At 41.2% G+C, this 15,996-nt stretch carries 19 protein-coding genes; 8 read left to right on the top strand and 11 right to left on the bottom strand.

Translation table 11 applies throughout. The annotated features are described in order from the left end of the window. Positions 1–148: 148 nt before the first annotated feature. Positions 149–1,096: an ABC transporter substrate-binding protein gene (locus tag HPY27_RS01290; RefSeq protein ID WP_017249188.1), complete on the top strand. Its 948-nt coding sequence runs from the start codon at positions 149–151 to the stop codon at positions 1,094–1,096. Between the two features lie 350 nt (positions 1,097–1,446). On the opposite strand, the gene HPY27_RS01285 is transcribed toward HPY27_RS01290, so the two are convergent. The 3 genes from HPY27_RS01285 to HPY27_RS30710 form a co-directional block, all read right to left on the bottom strand. After that, a complete protein-coding gene (locus tag HPY27_RS01285; protein WP_017249187.1) occupies positions 1,447–1,965 on the bottom strand; it encodes a hypothetical protein in 519 nt (172 codons plus the stop codon). 790 nt (positions 1,966–2,755) lie between these two features. Then, positions 2,756–3,160 carry a hypothetical protein gene (locus HPY27_RS01280; protein WP_173623631.1) on the bottom strand — a complete coding sequence of 135 codons (405 nt, stop codon included), beginning with the start codon at positions 3,158–3,160 and terminating at the stop codon, positions 2,756–2,758. A gap of 191 nt (positions 3,161–3,351) precedes the next feature. Next, positions 3,352–3,603 carry a hypothetical protein gene (locus HPY27_RS30710; protein ID WP_483296508.1) on the bottom strand — a complete coding sequence of 84 codons (252 nt, stop codon included), beginning with the start codon at positions 3,601–3,603 and terminating at the stop codon, positions 3,352–3,354. 643 nt (positions 3,604–4,246) lie between these two features. On the opposite strand from HPY27_RS30710, the gene HPY27_RS01275 reads away from it, so the two are divergent. Both HPY27_RS01275 and HPY27_RS30705 read left to right on the top strand, forming a co-directional pair. Then, a complete protein-coding gene (locus HPY27_RS01275) occupies positions 4,247–4,729 on the top strand; it encodes a GNAT family N-acetyltransferase (RefSeq protein ID WP_017249182.1) in 483 nt (160 codons plus the stop codon). 221 nt (positions 4,730–4,950) lie between these two features. After that, positions 4,951–5,259: a hypothetical protein gene (locus HPY27_RS30705; RefSeq protein WP_483296507.1), complete on the top strand. Its 309-nt coding sequence runs from the start codon at positions 4,951–4,953 to the stop codon at positions 5,257–5,259. A gap of 388 nt (positions 5,260–5,647) precedes the next feature. On the opposite strand, the gene HPY27_RS01265 is transcribed toward HPY27_RS30705, so the two are convergent. The 3 genes from HPY27_RS01265 to HPY27_RS01255 form a co-directional block, all read right to left on the bottom strand. Beyond that, positions 5,648–6,016 (bottom strand): hypothetical protein, encoded by a 369-nt coding sequence (locus HPY27_RS01265; protein ID WP_173623629.1) that lies wholly within the window; start codon positions 6,014–6,016, stop codon positions 5,648–5,650. Between the two features lie 212 nt (positions 6,017–6,228). Continuing rightward, a complete protein-coding gene (locus HPY27_RS01260; RefSeq protein ID WP_017249180.1) occupies positions 6,229–6,366 on the bottom strand; it encodes a hypothetical protein in 138 nt (45 codons plus the stop codon). A 534-nt stretch (positions 6,367–6,900) separates the two neighbouring features. After that, entirely contained in the window at positions 6,901–7,212 is a 312-nt protein-coding gene (locus HPY27_RS01255; RefSeq protein ID WP_173623628.1) for a hypothetical protein, read from the bottom strand. Positions 7,213–7,397: 185 nt separating this feature from the next. Between HPY27_RS01255 and HPY27_RS01250 the strand changes: the two genes are divergently transcribed. The 4 genes from HPY27_RS01250 (at position 7,398) to HPY27_RS01235 (ending at position 10,046) form a co-directional block, all read left to right on the top strand. After that, positions 7,398–7,904, top strand: a complete 507-nt coding sequence (locus HPY27_RS01250; protein WP_017249178.1) for a TetR/AcrR family transcriptional regulator — start codon at positions 7,398–7,400, stop codon at positions 7,902–7,904. A gap of 111 nt (positions 7,905–8,015) precedes the next feature. Continuing rightward, positions 8,016–8,981: an SDR family NAD(P)-dependent oxidoreductase gene (locus HPY27_RS01245; protein ID WP_173623627.1), complete on the top strand. Its 966-nt coding sequence runs from the start codon at positions 8,016–8,018 to the stop codon at positions 8,979–8,981. Positions 8,982–9,154: 173 nt separating this feature from the next. Next, complete coding sequence (locus HPY27_RS01240) at positions 9,155–9,499, top strand: ArsR/SmtB family transcription factor (RefSeq protein ID WP_017249176.1); 345 nt, start codon at positions 9,155–9,157, stop codon at positions 9,497–9,499. A 31-nt stretch (positions 9,500–9,530) separates the two neighbouring features. Continuing rightward, positions 9,531–10,046, top strand: coding sequence for an SRPBCC domain-containing protein (locus HPY27_RS01235; protein ID WP_017249175.1), 516 nt, complete (start codon positions 9,531–9,533; stop codon positions 10,044–10,046). 63 nt (positions 10,047–10,109) lie between these two features. Here HPY27_RS01235 and HPY27_RS01230 read toward each other — a convergent pair whose 3' ends face one another. Both HPY27_RS01230 and HPY27_RS01225 read right to left on the bottom strand, forming a co-directional pair. After that, positions 10,110–10,748: a FusB/FusC family EF-G-binding protein gene (locus tag HPY27_RS01230; protein ID WP_017249174.1), complete on the bottom strand. Its 639-nt coding sequence runs from the start codon at positions 10,746–10,748 to the stop codon at positions 10,110–10,112. A 156-nt stretch (positions 10,749–10,904) separates the two neighbouring features. Further along, positions 10,905–11,168, bottom strand: coding sequence for a CD3324 family protein (locus HPY27_RS01225; protein WP_017249173.1), 264 nt, complete (start codon positions 11,166–11,168; stop codon positions 10,905–10,907). Between the two features lie 689 nt (positions 11,169–11,857). On the opposite strand from HPY27_RS01225, the gene HPY27_RS01220 reads away from it, so the two are divergent. Then, entirely contained in the window at positions 11,858–12,748 is an 891-nt protein-coding gene (locus tag HPY27_RS01220) for a GNAT family N-acetyltransferase (protein WP_174224194.1), read from the top strand. A gap of 362 nt (positions 12,749–13,110) precedes the next feature. Here HPY27_RS01220 and HPY27_RS01215 read toward each other — a convergent pair whose 3' ends face one another. The 3 genes from HPY27_RS01215 to HPY27_RS01205 are packed head-to-tail and all read right to left on the bottom strand — an operon-like array spanning position 13,111 to position 15,781. Beyond that, the gene (locus HPY27_RS01215) at positions 13,111–14,124 is read right to left on the bottom strand and encodes a pyridoxal-phosphate dependent enzyme (RefSeq protein WP_173623624.1); all 1,014 of its coding nucleotides are present in this window, start codon (positions 14,122–14,124) and stop codon (positions 13,111–13,113) included. A 22-nt stretch (positions 14,125–14,146) separates the two neighbouring features. Beyond that, positions 14,147–14,998, bottom strand: a complete 852-nt coding sequence (locus HPY27_RS01210; RefSeq protein WP_173623623.1) for an EamA family transporter — start codon at positions 14,996–14,998, stop codon at positions 14,147–14,149. An 18-nt stretch (positions 14,999–15,016) separates the two neighbouring features. Beyond that, on the bottom strand, positions 15,017–15,781 hold the full coding sequence (locus HPY27_RS01205; protein ID WP_174224193.1) for a ParB N-terminal domain-containing protein: 765 nt from the start codon (positions 15,779–15,781) through the stop codon (positions 15,017–15,019). Between the last annotated feature and the right edge of the window lie 215 nt (positions 15,782–15,996).

Raw genomic sequence — 15,996 nt, 5'->3', positions numbered from 1 at the left:
GGCATGCTCTTTTTTTATATACACAAAAAATATAAAAATCATTGACATACACGCTCAAATATGTGATTATCTTCTCTGTCACTTATAATGATAATCATTATCAGGTAAACTTCGCACCAAACATCACGTGACAAGGAGAAATGAGCGTATGAAAAAAGGAACACGAATCGTACTGGCCTGCTTGCTTGCAGTAGTCACTGCTGTATCGGCGGGGTGCGGAAGCAGCCAAACGGCTTCGGAAGCACCCAAAAAGTCTGAGACACGCGTAGTCAAGCATCTGATGGGGGAAGTGACGATCCCAGCGGAACCAAAGCGGATTGCAGACGTATCGGGAGCAGCAGAGGAGCTTTTAATATTGGGACACAAGCCGGTTGCTACGGCCAATACATACAAGACGAAAATCATGTCCCACGTAGCTGATAAGCTGACAGATGTAAAACCGGTTGGCTGGATGTGGGATGACTCTATCAATCTGGAAGCTGTGGTAGAAACAAAGCCAGACCTGATTATTATGAATAATCGCCAGCAAAAGATGTACGAGCAACTATCCAAAATTGCGCCGACTGTTGTTCTGGAGACAGACATGGACAAATGGCGTGATAAGTTTAAAGAAATCGGTCGCCTGTTTGGACAAGAAGAGGACGTGAACAAATGGCTGGCTGGCTACGACGAGAAGACGAAGGGGATGCGAGAGCAACTCAAGCAAGCGTATGGCGACCAGACCTTTATGTTCCTGGCCGTAACGCCTAAATTGTTCCGCGTGTACGGAAACTATGGTTATGCAGATATCCTGTTCACTGATCTCGGACTGAAGCCAGCAGCCGGAACACCTGCCGATAAAACAATGGAAATGATCGAACTGGAAGGACTGACGAAGTTTCAGCCAGATCATATGTTCCTCGTCAATTTCGGCGGAAAAGCGGATGATGTTTACGCAGAACTGAAAAAAAGCCCAGTATGGAAAAGCAACAAGGCAGTTCAACAAGGCCATCTTTATGAAGTAACCAATGAAACGTTCAACATCAAAGCCTTTGGCCCAATTGGAAAGGAAATGCTCTTAGACGAGATTGATAGCATGTTGCTGAAAAAGCAATAATCATGCGATCGATACAAAAGATGGGGTTGCCCATTCTCCTAGTCACTTTCCTAAAAGCTAATCGAAACCAATAAAGAAGTCGAAGCTGGAGAGAAACGAGATGTTTTTCCCAGCTTCATTGCTTTTAGAACCACGGAACACATGAAAAAGCTGGAATCATCAGCGGGGAATCAATGGACATACATCTCACGGCTATAGTGGAAGCATTCGAACAGTTCCAGCCACGTCATCTAAATGAAAAGACAGGAAAAGAAAAAGCACCACGAAGGGTGCAATCTGTAACGATTATCTATGTATCTACCCCAAAAGTAAGTGTATGTCATTTCAGAGTACAACAAATATGAACAGTCTTATTTTAGAAGTGCAAAAGATTCATTTATTTTCAAATCACCATACAGTTGGTCAAACAACTTGCCGTCTTCAGATTGGGAATCAAATGGATTGGACTGTGGAGTTGTATAGACATACACCATGTCAGTTGATTCTGCAATGGATGTCCCTACAGGCGGCCCTTCTTCGCTAGAGAGGCGAGCCCAATCCGTTTTTGTAAAAACGGAGATCATCAGCAGCGTTTCAGAACCTTTTCCATCCTTCGTCGTATAATCGAATTGCACTACATGCTTGGCTGATGGCAGAATTTTGTTTGCATCTACACCTGCATATTGGTTCACCTTGTAATGTCCGTTCCAAGAAGTTGGCGGCTTAAAGCTGAAATTTGCTTGAGGGTTCGTATAAAGATCAGTTTTTCTGCTTTCCTGCGCAACAGGCTGTGCAGAGTGTCCTACGTTGCCATAGTTAACAGCGAATGTGATGCCGATCGCTACGACGGATGTCAGTATGGTGCCGACGATGATTTTTTTGAAATTCATGTTGATTTCCTCTCTCTTTGTGCAAGGTGTATTGTTGTTGTTTGCAAGGTCATTATAAACAAACAACATATGAAGAGCGTTACAGAAAAGTTACATTTTTCTATCCTATAAAATGTTTTTTCTGGCATGTAACAGAAGAGAGATTGAAGAATGATCGGTTTTTAGGTAAATCGGATGTAATAAGCAAAAGGCCCCTAACAAGGGGCACTAAAGGCTACTAATGGTAATAGTTTTATCACGGACCATTGGTATTGATTAAAAAATCGCTCCATCTACTGCCCCGAACAGCCTTGTGGAGATAAATTTGAGCCTAACTTAATACTCAATAGGGCACCTGACAAATGTGATCACAAATCCCGTGAGATCTCCAGCGACGGCAACGATCGTAACACTCATCATCTAATCGTACTCTTCTTGAGTCTAGATACGGGAGACATAACGTTTCACAATCTTCATGAGGCGGACTTACACGTCTACATTCGTTCATACATTCTTGAAAGCTTGGAAGAAATTCAACCAATTGACCATTCACTTTCTTGAATCGCTTAGACTTAGATTTTTTCTTTTTCAAGTGGTATCCCCTCCTGATGACGATCTAAGATAGCGTACGAACTCCATTATCCTTTTGATTGGCCAAATATCCCTATGTATCGAAAATGTATGTAGATCAGTATTCAGGAACATCACGGTAGTAGGTTGACATTGACATAATGAGTAGGGAAGTAAAAGCGATGCAAATTGTAATAAAGCCCGTCTTCACAATCAAGACGGGCTAAAATCTATACATGTTTTACTGAATCGTATAAGTAGCTACGATGACATTTTGATCCTCATAGGAATAGGGGGCTTGAAATTGTACGTAGCGATACCCGTCCGCATCAGCCTTAATGATGATTCCTGTCGTACCGCTCCAAATCTGTTTATTTTGAGCATTATACACTGTGTAATTCGCAAAGCTGCCTCTTGGACTAATACGGAGCTCCTGCCCTTTCTTTAGATAAATCGCTTCTTTTGGACTTAACTGCCCAGGTGTAAGGTAGTAATATTTGGTGAATTGTTGTTCTTGTTTTTGTTGCTCCATGGTGACTCTGCCTGCTTCATCTTGTACTTGAGCATGGGTAGAAGCGGAAGCATATACAGGTGCGCCAGAGAGGAGTAAAGCGAGCATCGAAATAGAGAGAAGCTGTTTTTTCATACCATGTACACTCCTTCATATCAATTCTGATCAAATTCTAAATACACGAACTAAAGGTAATTATACTCAAATGGAATGAATTGGTAAATATTTACACATAAAAAACAGAACGCTGCCCATTCATATCTCTTGACCACAATGACACGGATTATCTTGTAACTGGGGTATCTATCACGAAGGCATTGAAGAAGCTAAGTCCTATTTCGAAAGGCGCGGCGTTTCTCTTGTGCCAGTTGGTGCGAGTTTTTTTCATTTCGTAGATGTAGTGAAAACAATAAGAGGAAGGTTAGTATGTTGTCGAAATTGGATTGGTCGGGGACCTTCTCTATGTAGTTCCAAAGTAATCTTTCCGTTGTATGGATATTAAAAATTTCAAACTCCATCTGTTTAGACTCCCAAACAATTACTTGTTCAATATAGTTCTCAGATTCATGTCGAATCACGGTTGAAGGATCGAATACGAAAGAAAAATTCAGTAGCAATATTCATTGAATTAAGAGTATCTAGCACATGGAAGGTTTACCAAATGATAACCAAATAAACAATTAACTGATCGGATTTATCGAAATAGTTAGATAGATATGTCGCTTGCAAGAATCTTTTGATAACACCCGCTTATTTGAAAGTAATGTTTGCATATACCACAAAATTTAATACTCCGATTAGGAGCTGAATGCAAAATGAGACAGTAGCGATATATAAAGCTGTTCGACCGACACTTTTGAATTGCTGATTTTGATTAAACAAGGAGACAACCCATATTATCAGACCGATGGGAAAGAAAACAAAGCTAAAAAAATAAACAATCCCTTTTTCGAATTTGTTCATTGGATTACCACCATGTAGTTTTTTATTATTTTACAACATTTGGATATCGTTAACAAACCATTCGATTTGTAAAGAAGGTGAGTATATGAAAGGGATTACACTGCAATGCGCAAACTGCGGCAAGTGGTTGGTCAAGGATGGTGAGATCGGGGGACCTAGCGCGGTTAAAGTGGATGTAACGTAACACTGCTTGTGAGAAGCAGGGGATCGTTTTATGAAAAACGAACTGAGTGTAAAGGTTTTATGGAGGGGTAATAAATGAACTTTCATTTGATGACAATTACAGATGCAGAGCAAGTCGCAACTTGGAAATATCCGCAGGAATATTCTTTTTATGATTTTGAAGATAGTCCAGAAACATTTCAGGAGCTATTAGATGGTACCTATTATGCAGTTCGAGATAATCATGGTCAGCTTACGGGCTTCTTCTGTTTTGGGCACAATGCTCAAGTCCCAGAAGGTCGAAAGCAAAATCTTTACAAGGGCGAGAACGTGTTAGATATTGGGCTGGGATTGAAACCAGATTTGACAGGGAAGGGGATAGGCTTTTCGTTTTTAAAGGCTGGAATCGAATTTGCCAAACAGCAATTTGAACCAAAAAATCTGCGTTTAAGTGTTGCTAGCTTTAATAGTAGAGCAATCAAAGTTTATACAAGAACGAGATTTAAAGAAACGGCCTCATTCGTTAACAATGGAACCCCCTTTATCGTGATGACGATGGAAGTGGAGAATCCTGGATAGGCAGCGTACAGAGCATGCCATGTAACATAAGAGAAATTGTGATGAGGCTGTAGAATTTTCGGTTTTAAGGTACGGACGCGAAAGGCGTTAAGCCGCTCGGGGAAAGAACCGGGCGGCTCTTTTGGTGAAATCGTAGGTGATAGAACAGAGTGTCCAAATCTAACCTCTCCACATACTACACTCCTTCTACTAAAGCGTAACGTGAGAGGAGTGGACAAAAGATGGGCTCAAAGCTCAATGATGGCAAAGAGGGAGAAAGAGGGCAGCTTAGCCGCCCAAAACATTGGACAGAAATTAGCACTCATCACAGCTGCAAGCAACAATTGTTAATAAAACGAAAAGAACCAAAACTAAAGCAAAATTGTCGTCAAAGAATCCCATCGATATCACCCCTTCAAGTGTATGAGGAAGAACCTCAAACTCAAGCTATGCAAATTGAGGAGCTATGTAAGGGCGATATCACAGTAAGTGGAAAATTTGGGCATGTAACAAACAGTTACCTGTCATGTCCAACAGCTCAAAAATGTTAAATCAGCAGGGGGGATATACGACGAAAAAAGGCTATCCCATAGCCACATTCATGGCATTTGGGACAGCCTTCTTTGAACTTAGCTAACACTACCAAGGGCATAAGCATCTGCCATGATAAATAATGCATGAGTCTCCGCAAGACTCGATTGAAGATTTTGAACCTAACTTTTTCAGGAGCTTCTTCAGTATGATCATTCACCTCCTTGGTAGATCTGATTTCCATGTATTACCATCTTATCGTGGGTAAGTGATTATAAGAACATGAATTTTATTTATAAATTGTGTACGGTGTCAGAGTTTCAAGCAGGTTCGAAGGACTTGGAAATAATCTGATCTGATTTCCACACAACCCCGGCTAAACATGGATGTAGTAGTGGAGTATGTGCTCTATGTAAAATTCGGAGATTTACGCTGCATCAAAATCGAAAAGAACATGATCGCTCCAGAACCTAGTAAGCCAATAACACTCATCAGCGTATCATAGGGGTGATACTGAAGGGTAAAAACTTGAGCAGTAGAAAGACCCCACAAAAGTGTAGGAATAGACAAGAAGATATGTATTTTTCCGTTAGGCGTGAACCTGACATAGATAAGAGCTACAACCGTAGAAACGAGATAACTGAAAGAGAAAAGGATCGTGTCCCAGGTCGAGATGGTAATTGGAGTATCGCTTGAAAGAAGCGATTTACAGGCCCAAAGAATAAAGAACCAAAAAGAAAAGACCAAACCAATCATCACTTTCAAAAGACTTTTCATGCTTTCTTCTCCCTGCTAAATGCGTTTGTTTATAAAGACGAGGATCACAGAGAAAACGATTCAATAGAAAATGCAAATGAAGCAAGTTCTTTAACACGAATGAAAAAAGAAAAACATCATACCGATAGTTAAACAGTCGGTGATTGATGTTTGATTAAAATAAACGATGTAGAATTTACATGGTTTCTTTTACCTTACTCATTCATTTGGTGTTAAACGTTATAGGTCGGCCATCCGCAATACCCGTCAGCTTCACATGGTACACGTTGTTCTTTTGCGCTGCTTACTCCAGGAAATGATAGCGATAGAAATAAAGCAGCAGCAATACCAAACAGAGCAAATTTTTTCATAAATCTTCCCCCTCATATAGAGTCTTCCGCAATAAAAGACGAACGAAATTAGGATGATAGGTAGACGGAAAAAGACCATCCCTATGCCACGCACATAGCTGTAGGGACGGCCTTTTTAAGTACTATCTAACATTACGCGGGACACATGCAATGTTTTCCGGCTGGTATGCACTCACGAGGGCATGGGCGGATTGAGTTAGCACCTATTTTTTGAAGGAATTTCTTCAACATTGTTATTCACCTCCTGAATTGGAAAAATATAACTTACGATCTAATAATAACACACTCGCACTCTAGTTAACATATTAAACGCAAAAAATTCAGAAAATAAAAATCTGTACTACGAATTGTGATAACAGGTAGCGGAAATTGTTGAATGCTGACTGATAACATAGTCCCCATGTCTGCGACCAAATACAATATTCCTTCCAGAGATCGCAATGAAATTGAAGGAAGAAAGTTAGTAAAGGAAACAAGCTGATGTCGATGGAGTTTCGACGTCAGCTTGTTGTATGGACAACTTATTCTTCTTGTTTAGCCAATATACCTGATCAGGTTTCTTGTCCCTGTTGATTGAACCATGATCCAGCCAGGTGGAATAGGAGAGGCCAGCATCACCCAAATTTGTTCACCAAATGCAGCATTTTTGATTTTAGTGGTTTCGTGCTTAGCACCTATTGATTTTGAAGAAGGTTCTTTCCCTTTCCAGTCTTTTTGGGTAGTGTTTGCTGCGAAGGTGATCGGCTTCTCCTGTAAAGGGAGAGTAGCTCCTTGGGCGGTTGTGGCTAAACTTGGTATCGTGACAACAGAGCTTACTGCCATCATGATCAAGGCTTTTTTAAACATTTGCAACAACCTTTCTTGAGAGTGATCGATAAAAATTCAAATACATACCATTTTAACTAGTATTTGTTAATCTTGCTTTAGGAGATTTTGTCGAGAATCCGTATTACACGTCATTTGAAACCCAACACAAACTGACGTATAATCAGGTATTATTGATGAATCACTAAAAGGGAGGCGATCTTGCAATGACGTCAGTCAATCGTAAAACGGAAATCATTTCTGCAGCCATTGAAGTTTTTGCTGAAATCGGATATTTTCGGGCAACGACAGCGCAAGTTGCAGAGCGTGCAAAGATTTCTCAACCGTATATTTTCAAGTTTTTTTCATCGAAGGAAGCTTTGTTACAAGCAGCCTTGGAGGCATCGTGGGAGCGGATCATTAACTCTTTTCGTCTCGTTGTGGAGTCCGCATCCAAAGAGCAATTGGAAACAGATTTAATCAAGGCATATGAAAAGATCTTGGCTTCCCATCAAAATGAAATACTTCTTCAAATGCAGTCCCAGACGATTCAAGAGCCTTCGATTCGAGAGGCAATGCGCGAAGGATTTCGGGAGGTTCGACAGATCGTCCTAACAGCTTTTCGTGAAGCGGGCATCGCGAGTCCGGAAGAGAGAACGCTTATTTTCCTGGCAAGAGGAATGCTGTGTAATATTTCAGCAGCTTTAGACATGCCAGAATTGATGGAGGTGTAGCGGGGAAAAAATTGCGACAATTAGTTATTGACTAATCACTAACTAAAACGTTATAGTTCAAATTAGTTAGTGATTGATCAATCACAAATAAAGCGAGTGGAGATGATCCGAATGAAAAAAGCAATTGTAGTCGGGGCAACAGGCGGAACGGGAGCAGCAATTTTGGCGGAGCTCATCGAGCGAGGGATTGAAACGATTGCTTTTGGGCGTTCTCGACAAAAGCTAGCACAAATGGCGTCAGAGTTGGGTAATCCAGCACATTTGTCACTGGCCGTCGGGGATGCATTCCGGTTCCAAGACATCGTAGCAGCATCGGAGGGAGCGGATGTACTATTCCATTGTGCAAACGTTCCTTATCACGAGATGGTAAATAAGCTGATCCCACTTGGCGAAGCGATCATGGAAGCCGCCAACATGAGAGGTTTGAAGGTTGTTGCGGTAGATGGTATTTATCCATACGGGAAAAAGCAGATGGAACCAGTGACGGAGGAGCATCCAAAGCAACCGCATACGAAGAAAGGGAAAATCAGGTTGGCATTTGAACAGATGCTGTTTAGCAGCCGCTGGAATCATGTGCGAACGATGATTGTCAGATTACCGGATTATTACGGACCTACTGCTAATCAAGCATCGTATTTGGGTTCCACGCTTGAGGCAATTGCGGCTGGAAAACCGGGACTTTTCATTGGAAATATGCATGTTCCGCGCGAGTTTGTTTATTTACCGGATGCGGCAAAGATGATTGTAGAGTTGGCCAGCCGAGAGTTTGCTTATGGGCAAAACTGGCACATTCCAGGTGGAGGTATCATTTCCGGTCGAGACATCGTCCGAATCGCTCAAAAAGCAAGGGGCACCGTGAAACCTGTCATTCCTCTTGGGAAAATTGGGTTGTCTGTGTTAGGTATGTTCGTCCCCGTGATGAAGGAGGTTGTTGAGATGTTGTACTTAACAGAAAAACCGTTGATCCTTAGCGGAGAAAAATATAAACGGCTTATTGGACCAATCCCAGCGACGAAGTTCGAGGAGGGTATAACGGCAACGATCCAGCATTTGCAGAATCGAACTTCCATGAAATAAATGATAGCTGTTAGTTATTGATTAATCACTAACAAATAACCTACCGTAATTTCTTTAAATATTCCTTTACAGGAATATTCTCTTTGGTGTATATTTTACCTAACAAGATGATCACAATAACGCTGAAGGGGATGAGATGAACGTAGAATCCATCATGTAACGAGGTGAGTGACATGTCAGGGATGAATCCGGGCATGGACATGGCGACGCTAAGTGCTTTAGCTGAACCGAATCGTATAAAAATCGTCGAACTTTTGCGCGACGGTCCTCTAACTGTAGGGGAAATCGCCGAACAACTGGGGCTTCGCCAGCCCCAAGCCTCGAAGCATTTGAAGGTGCTTAGTGACAACGGGATCGTGGATATGAAGGCCGAAGCCAACCGCCGCATTTACAAACTCAGGCCAGAGCCCTTCCAAGCGCTGGATTCTTGGGTGAAGTCATTCCAGCGTGTTATGGAAGAAAGATTCGATAATCTGGAAGACTATTTGCGGGAACTGCAAAACAAGGAAAATACTTGAGATCCATTCAAATGAATGAGGAGGAATTGCTATGTCAAGAAACGCAATGGTTTCACGGGTAGAGAATGAGCGGGTGCTGGTACTGGAGCGTGTATTCGACGCGCCCAGAGATCTCGTGTTCAAGATGTTTAAGGAGCCTGAGCATCTCAAGCGTTGGTGGGGACCCAAAGGCTGGGAACTCCCGGTTTGTAATGTCGATTTCCGCCCAGGCGGTGTTTGGCATTACTGCATGAAATGCGCCGATAAGAATCAAGGTGATTTTTACGGCATGGAATCATGGGGTAAAGGCGTTTATAAGGAAATTGTTGAACCCGAGAAAATTATCTATACCGATTACTTTTCAGATGCAGAAGGCAACACAAATGATACCATGCCTTCGACAGAGGTTATGATGGAATTCATCGAAATGGATGGAAAGACGAAGCTGGTTAGTCGTTCTGAATATGTATCTGCGGAAGCCCTCAAAACTGTCATGGACATGGGCATGCTAGAGGGCATCACCCAAACGTGGGATCGTTTGGAAGAGAGTCTAAACGAGATCAAGTAAGGGACATATAGGAAAGGCCGCCTGGCATGGAGACCCGGCGGCTTTTTCATTTTCGTTGCAGATTTATTTCACCATCAGCGAGATAAAATCGTTTAACTTATCCAGCGAAATAATATTTTGATTGCACGTTGCACTGTCTTGGCAAATATAGTTTCCTTTTTTCAAATACGTTCCATCCCCAGAGCCTTTGGCTTCAAGGACGAACATGCCGATTTCCTCAAAGCGATTACAGAGCGCACAAACGCCTTTTTTGTTTACGTTTGTGAACTGTCCGTGAATGCCAATCAGTTTTCCTTCGTGGTAAGCGACAATATATTTCTTGTCCGTGGCAGTGTCTAGCCAGCTTACATAAGAGATTTCTGAAAAATCGATCTCAGCTAAATTCGAGACTTTAAGCTTCTTTACTTTTGGAAAGAGCTTCTTAATGGAAGACTCTGTGGGAGCAGGGAATGGAATCACATACGGTGAAAGCTGATGCAAAAACTGCTTTCCTTCTGCCTTTTCTTTAATCGAGTCAATCGGATGCAAAACTTCTTTTTGTTCTTCCGTCATGTTCGGGAACAACTGAAAGATTTCTTCATGGGCGATTTCTTTGCGAGCACGAATCACGTTGACATCTGTACTGGTTGCAAAGGCGTTCATGATTGCTTGAACGCGTGATTTAATGAAGTGATATTGATGCGTATGGATAAAAGGTTCCATATTGAGGTTCCTCCTGTTTCTGTCTTGTAAGTGGGTTCTTCTTTACTTTAGTGTGTTTGCAAGAGAGGAAAAAGGGAGAAGACATTTCGTAAAAAAACTCGCCATAAAAAAGCACTGACAACCTGAATGGAAAGGTCGTCAGTGCTTTATAAACGTCTATCTGGTATACACGATTTTTTTAATCGTCTCTGTAGACAAAAAGTATTCTTCCGCTAACTGCGAAATAGCCGTCCCGGCCTGAAAGCTGCTTTTAATAGCCGTATTCCGCTCATCCAGGAGTTTTCTCCCGCCAGTGCGCGTCCCCCATTTTTGATGGGTTACTTTTGTCTTCGGAATATAAATGGTTTCTCCTTGCACGTACTTTTGAATTTCTGCGAGTAACGATTCAGGAAGGATTAAATTTGCTTTCACACATTTCATTTCTGCTCGCTCCTTATTTATAGATAGGCAAATAAGGGGCAAAGCCAAGAAATAGGAAATGAGATACGCAAATGAAGGCGATGATTCGATTAAACGAGAGACCACCTCATGCAAAGTATCGCCTCACTATTTCTAGGCTTTGCATGAGCCGCTGCGGTATGTGGCAAATTGAGAGCATTCGCCATTGGTACACCCCCCTCGAGGTCCGGTTTTCCCTTTGTGTAAGCAAAGGGAGTATTTGTAATTATATAAGAAAATGACTTTTTTGTATAATGATACTTCGCGACGAGGATAAAGAAAAGGATCGCTCATTTACAATTTATTGAAAGTCAAATATAGTAAAAGTACCTAACGTGAAAAGAGGTTTTGATTGAATATGATGAAACTGATAATCGCTAAGTAAAATTCTAACGAATTTTATAGGGGAAAAGGTCAAATGAAGGGCGCGCCCTTGGTTTATTTTTTGTACCTTTCTTCAAAAGCGATTAGAAGGCATTATATCTCATTCAAACAAATTTCACGTTTGTGCATGATATCTATTCTATTTGGGATAGGTATGTTTATCACAACGATAAATTTGACCATGAGAAGAGAATTCTTCTTGTGGTCTTTTTTATTGGAAAGAAGGGATTGCTGAAAAGGAATGAATGATTACAAACAGCACAAACAACAGAATGGGAGGTTTTTACATGGGTGAATATCGATTGATTAGTGACTACAAGCATATCGAAACATACAAGGAAAGCTTTAATGACCTCGCTATGCTGGTCTTTCAGCTCAATTTTAAAGAATGGTATAACAAGGGCTTTTGGAATGATAACTATGTCTGCTATTCCTATCTGGATGGGGATCAGGTTATTGCCAACGCTTCCGTAAGTAAGATGATCGTGACATCCAATGATAAAGACTATAAGGTACTTCAGATTGGAACAGTCATGACGCATCCTGCCTATCGCAACCAAGGATTGGCAGCGAAATTGATGAACCATATTCTTGAAATATATGAGAAGGAATACGATTCTATTTTTTTGTATGCCAATGATACCGTGCTCGATTTTTATCCGAAATTTGGATTTGAGAGAGTACAGGAAAGTAGTTTTTGCTTATTGGTATCTGATTTGAAAAAACAAGTAGAACAAAAATCGGTCTTGCGCAAGCTAGATGTTGATAGCGAGGCTGATTATCTCGTCATGAAGGAATTTGCCGCCAAGCGAATCCCCGTATCATCGCGATTGGGCGTCAAGGATAGTGAGCATCTGTTGATGTTTTATTTTCTCCTCGTTTTTCGGGATGCAATTTATTATGTCGAAGAGGAGGATGTGATCGTATTATTTGAACGAGAAGATGACCAACTGCATGTATTTGATTTGGTAAGTAAAAAACCAATTGATATAGAAGCAGTCATTTCTCATTTGGTATCGGCTGAGACAACGATCATTCATTTTCACTTTATGCCGGATAGTGAGAATGAGAAGATCCAATCTGCTTTGATGACAACGACGGACGATGTCTTATTTGTTCGTCCCTCGTTCAAAATGGAGACAGAACATTTTCGTTTCCCGCTAACTTCACACGCATAATAGGTCTACGTACGATATTCAGATTCAAGAGAACAGCCTGGAGCGAGTAAGATGCAGTAGGGGTAGAAGTAGAAGACTATACCGACGCGCATGAGCTCAAACAAAAAAACTGTTATTACGTAAGCGTAAAATAGTCCCCACCTTGAAACGGATAGGGACTACTTTACGCTATTTATTATTAATTCGACACGTAGCTGGCAACATTTTTGACCATGGGAGTAACTTGTCTAGTTCTTGATAATCTTCGCGATTCGCCAAAAGATTGGAGAGGCATATCTACTTGGCACGGATTAAAAACCTACTATATGGTTAATCAACAGGCGTGGTATACGAGATAGCTTTTTCTTAACGAACAAGCGGGACTATCTCTGACTGATTTCATAGGTACTTAGAAGCTTCTTATGAGAAATTACATTTTTCAACTCCGATTTATTAAGAAGTCTTATGTCCTTGGTGGAAAGCCATTCATCGTCGTAAATCTGATCTAAGTAGTTAATCCCAGTATCAGGGATAATAGCTAATACAGCATTTGCGCTGGTATGTTTCAGATAAGTCAAGGCAGCTACCACAGATAAGCCCCCTGAACCTCCAATCATCATTCCGTGTTCATTGGACAATATACGGCAAGCAGATATGGCCTCTTGATCACTTGCCATACAAATATGATCAATCACAGATAAATCGGTATTTTCAGTCTTCCAACTCAATCCAACTCCGTTAATCAGGTAAGGCTTGAACATATGGCCAAATATCGCTGATCCTTTTACATCGCAAGCCACTACTTTCATCTCTGGTTTGTTCTCTTTGACAAACCTTCCAATGCCACAAAGATGTCCTCCTGTACTCACAGCACCTACAACTGCGTCGATTGGTAAATCGATAATTTCTTTTCCAGTAGTCTCAAAATGATATAAAGGATTATTGGGATTGTCATATTGGTTTGGCCAAAACGCTTCAGGATATTGACGAAGCAATTCCTGAACACGCCTGAATCGTGTTTTTTGATACCCACCATCCTCATCAAGTTCGGACACCATATCAATTTCTGCTCCGTATGCTTTATACCATTTAAGAAGATTTGGGCTAATTTTGGGATCTACAACGATTAGGACACGGAACTTATACACAGCTCCGAGCATCGCCAAAGATTTCCCTAGGTTTCCCGATGTAGACTCGATTAAAATACTTCCGGGCTTTATTTCTCCCTGATCCATCGCTTTTTTTATCAATCCTATGGCGGTACGGTCTTTCACACTAAAGTTCGGATTAAAATATTCAAGTTTAAGATACAGCTTCTTTCCATTCGGAACCAGTTCATCTTCTAAAGCGACAATAGGGGTATTCCCAATGCAATCTACAATATTGGTAGCTATCATCTTTAACACCTCTTTGTAAGAATTAAAGTCGCGTAAAAATCAAACCAACAAAGAGCAGAATGAGCGAAATCGTTTGCAGGAAAGAAAGTCGTTCTTTGTAAATCCAAATAGACAAAAGAGCAACTACTAAGCTATTGGTAGAAAAGATAGGAGAGACAATACTAGCGGGCCCATTTGCTACGGCGACCGCATAGATTTGCATACCAGCAAAGGAGAAGATGCCTGATCCAAGTCCCCAACGAACTCCTATTTGTTTGTGTGTTCTGGGCATCTCTACATGCTTCTTTCGTAGAATTTCTATTGAAAACAAGATAAATCCAAAGAAGTATCCGATCAACAAGATCATGGCATTGGGTAAATGCATTTCTTCCGTAACTTTCAGACCTCCATTACGGAGAAAGAAAAGAAACGTCGCACCAACGACAAGCAGATACCACTTCATGCTTCGGATACGAAGGTTTTCATCTGGATCAATAGGCAGGATCATGACGGCAAGAACGAGTAGCGTAACGCCGATCCATTGAGGAAGAGAAAGTGACTCTCCATAAAAAAGCAGTGAAAGTCCAATCGTGAAGATGACATTGCTATTGACCACTGGAGAAGTTAGACTAGCTGGCCCAATTTTTAAAGCATGCATAAATAAGAGATTCCCCGTGGATGTACCTACACCGATTATGAGTCCGGCAAGGAGAACCTGGAGTGTGAACATCCAACCGTCTGTATATTGAACCCAAGCAAAAAAACAGAGAGTACCCGTCAAATACAATCCCCAAAGTAAATGTACGGTAGAACCTCGGTTGGCTGAACAAACTTTCATCATAAAACTTCCAAGCCCAAAGGTAATCGAACTGAATAATGCGAGCATATACCACATCGGATTTACCTCTTTTACTTAAGCTTCACAAAGATAAATGCTTTCCGAATATAGACGTAGTTTATTGGCTTTCTTTTCTGAAAAACGGTTCCACTCATCCTTACTTATTGGCGAGGTTAGAAGCGTGAGTGGAATTTGCAAATTAAGCACTCGTTCTTGAACAATACAACGTGTCACTCCAGCAGGAACTTCTTTACCCGCTAACACAATTTCTTTCACTTCGTCCAAGGTGAGAGTGGGGTATCGGAATAGAACATGGTTGGATTCTGGGAAAACGTATCTGCCGTGCGGTAAACGAATGACTGATTGATTCTGGGTATAAATCTCTACAATTTGGTGCCAGGCTTGTAACCGAATCCAATGATTCACATAATTTTCGTGGGGATAAATCCAAAATTGGGTGTAATTCGGATAAACTACTTCCGCAATAGGGGGTTCTTTCCGGAGCTTCCTCACCCATTGGAGGGTTGGCAACTGTTGTAAAGTATCCATCCACAGGCCAAGTGGCAAGAGATGTTCCCATGCGTTGAAAGAAATTTCCGATGCTTCCACGACCTGAACAGGGATCTTCATGCATCCTAGTTGGCGTAATGATTGCGTCCGATGGGCTCCGTCTAAAATCAAATATCGACCTTCCATAAGAGGGGTAACTATGATCGGATGACGCAAGACTCCTTCTTCAAGAATAGACTGGCATGTTCGGTTCAATCGCGCTGGTTCTACTCGTTCTTGAAAGGCAAGTTGGTTTACATCTACTAATCGAAGCCGAGAGAGAATTTCCACGTTTTTTCCTCCTTGATTCATGATTCAACAGATAATAACCATGTTGATTGACTTTTTATAATGCACCGGGGATTTCTGTATCTTAGCTAAAAGATATGGAGAAAATTAGGATTTTTATTGGAGAATTGGTTAACTATCACCATAAAAAGGTTCTGCTACATAATTTATCCATAATTTCCATTTATGATAGTCACCAAGGTTCATATCTATCAAAG

The sequence above is a fragment of the Brevibacillus sp. HB1.1 genome, from assembly GCF_013332445.1.
Taxonomy (GTDB): Bacteria; Bacillota; Bacilli; order Brevibacillales; family Brevibacillaceae; genus Brevibacillus; species Brevibacillus porteri.
This window is presented reverse-complemented; position numbering and strand designations above follow the sequence as displayed.

Coding starts and splice junctions, on each gene's coding strand:
- HPY27_RS01260 (WP_017249180.1), bottom strand. CDS start 6,366: ATGAAAAAATTTGCTCTGTTTGGTATTGCTGCTGCTTTATTTCTATCG.
- HPY27_RS01275 (WP_017249182.1), top strand. CDS start 4,247: ATGAACTTTCATTTGATGACAATTACAGATGCAGAGCAAGTCGCAACT.
- HPY27_RS01255 (WP_173623628.1), bottom strand. CDS start 7,212: ATGTTTAAAAAAGCCTTGATCATGATGGCAGTAAGCTCTGTTGTCACG.
- HPY27_RS01235 (WP_017249175.1), top strand. CDS start 9,531: ATGTCAAGAAACGCAATGGTTTCACGGGTAGAGAATGAGCGGGTGCTG.
- HPY27_RS01250 (WP_017249178.1), top strand. CDS start 7,398: ATGACGTCAGTCAATCGTAAAACGGAAATCATTTCTGCAGCCATTGAA.
- HPY27_RS01285 (WP_017249187.1), bottom strand. CDS start 1,965: ATGAATTTCAAAAAAATCATCGTCGGCACCATACTGACATCCGTCGTA.
- HPY27_RS01245 (WP_173623627.1), top strand. CDS start 8,016: ATGAAAAAAGCAATTGTAGTCGGGGCAACAGGCGGAACGGGAGCAGCA.
- HPY27_RS01280 (WP_173623631.1), bottom strand. CDS start 3,160: ATGAAAAAACAGCTTCTCTCTATTTCGATGCTCGCTTTACTCCTCTCT.
- HPY27_RS01290 (WP_017249188.1), top strand. CDS start 149: ATGAAAAAAGGAACACGAATCGTACTGGCCTGCTTGCTTGCAGTAGTC.
- HPY27_RS30705 (WP_483296507.1), top strand. CDS start 4,951: ATGGGCTCAAAGCTCAATGATGGCAAAGAGGGAGAAAGAGGGCAGCTT.
- HPY27_RS01225 (WP_017249173.1), bottom strand. CDS start 11,168: ATGAAATGTGTGAAAGCAAATTTAATCCTTCCTGAATCGTTACTCGCA.
- HPY27_RS01230 (WP_017249174.1), bottom strand. CDS start 10,748: ATGGAACCTTTTATCCATACGCATCAATATCACTTCATTAAATCACGC.
- HPY27_RS01215 (WP_173623624.1), bottom strand. CDS start 14,124: ATGATAGCTACCAATATTGTAGATTGCATTGGGAATACCCCTATTGTC.
- HPY27_RS01210 (WP_173623623.1), bottom strand. CDS start 14,998: ATGTGGTATATGCTCGCATTATTCAGTTCGATTACCTTTGGGCTTGGA.
- HPY27_RS01220 (WP_174224194.1), top strand. CDS start 11,858: ATGGGTGAATATCGATTGATTAGTGACTACAAGCATATCGAAACATAC.
- HPY27_RS01240 (WP_017249176.1), top strand. CDS start 9,155: ATGTCAGGGATGAATCCGGGCATGGACATGGCGACGCTAAGTGCTTTA.
- HPY27_RS01265 (WP_173623629.1), bottom strand. CDS start 6,016: ATGAAAAGTCTTTTGAAAGTGATGATTGGTTTGGTCTTTTCTTTTTGG.